The 961-nt window shown below is 61.0% G+C and carries 2 protein-coding genes; both read right to left on the reverse strand.

Features of this window, described 5'->3' with window-relative positions; all coding sequences use genetic code 11:
• Positions 1-161: 161 nt before the first annotated feature.
• Complete coding sequence (gene tnpB, locus HIJ39_RS23140) at positions 162-521, reverse strand: IS66 family insertion sequence element accessory protein TnpB (RefSeq protein ID WP_169103372.1); 360 nt, start codon at positions 519-521, stop codon at positions 162-164.
• Positions 521-829, reverse strand: a complete 309-nt coding sequence (gene tnpA, locus HIJ39_RS23145; RefSeq protein WP_169103373.1) for an IS66 family insertion sequence element accessory protein TnpA — start codon at positions 827-829, stop codon at positions 521-523. The genes tnpB and tnpA overlap by 1 nt, the downstream gene beginning before the upstream one ends.
• Positions 830-961: the final 132 nt, after the last annotated feature.

Here is a 961-nt window from a genome sequence, read left to right on the forward strand (position 1 = left end):
CCGCACATAGGTGCGCAAGTGGGCGACTTCCTGCTCCAACTGGTCGCATCGACAGGCGGGATGAGGGGATTCGTGGGCCATGGGGGTCCGCGTCGTCATAGGCTAAACATTCGCCAGGGATCCTCGAAAGTCCTGCCATTTGGCGGTTTTCGGACACTTTTCTACACCACATGATGCGCCCGGACGGGCGCATGGGCGTGGGCTTGATCGACGGTGAGTCCATCCAGCAGCCAGCGGAGTTGACGGAGGGAAATGGCCAGGGTCGCCTGATCCCGGGGTGCTTGAGGCCATTGGAACTGTCTCCGTTCCAAGCGGCGATAGTAGAGCCAGAACCCATTATGTTCCCACTGAAGAATCTTGAGTTTATTGCGCTGGCGATTACAGAAGACGAACAGGGCGGGGGCGAAGGGATCCAGTCGAAAGCTCCCCTGCACCAACGCCGCGAGCCCGTCGATCGATTTTCGCATGTCCGTCGCGCCGCACGCTAGGTATACGCGCCGCGCTGAGCTATCCCAGTCCATCAGGCCAACGTGCGGACCACCGCCCGCAATAGGCCGGGGTCAAAACCGGGAGGTACCTCAATGGCGGCAGAACCCACCCGCACCACGAGGGATGGCGTCGCCTCCCGGTCCGGCACCACGGGCACCCAGGCCATCGTCTCCGACGCGGCCGCGTCGGTCGCCGGAAACTTCCGTAGCCAGTACTGCAAGTGCCGCACTTTGTATCCGTTTTGGCGAGCCCATTGGGCCTGCCCCAGACCACTGGCCCGGAACTCGGCCACCAATCCCGCCCACAGCTGGCGCAGTTCTTCGCGTTCTTTCTGACTCATGCGGAAAAACCCCTTTCGTGACCTCTAGGGGCATTATGGGCGTCGGTAAGGGCCGCGAGAAGCGTCCTGTAGAGATGTGATTTCGGCGTACTGTGACAGTTGAGGAAAAAAATCCCCCTTTGGTACTGTTGA

The sequence above is a fragment of the Sulfobacillus harzensis genome (genome assembly GCF_012933365.1).
In the GTDB taxonomy this organism is placed as follows: domain Bacteria; phylum Bacillota; class Sulfobacillia; order Sulfobacillales; family Sulfobacillaceae; genus Sulfobacillus_B; species Sulfobacillus_B harzensis.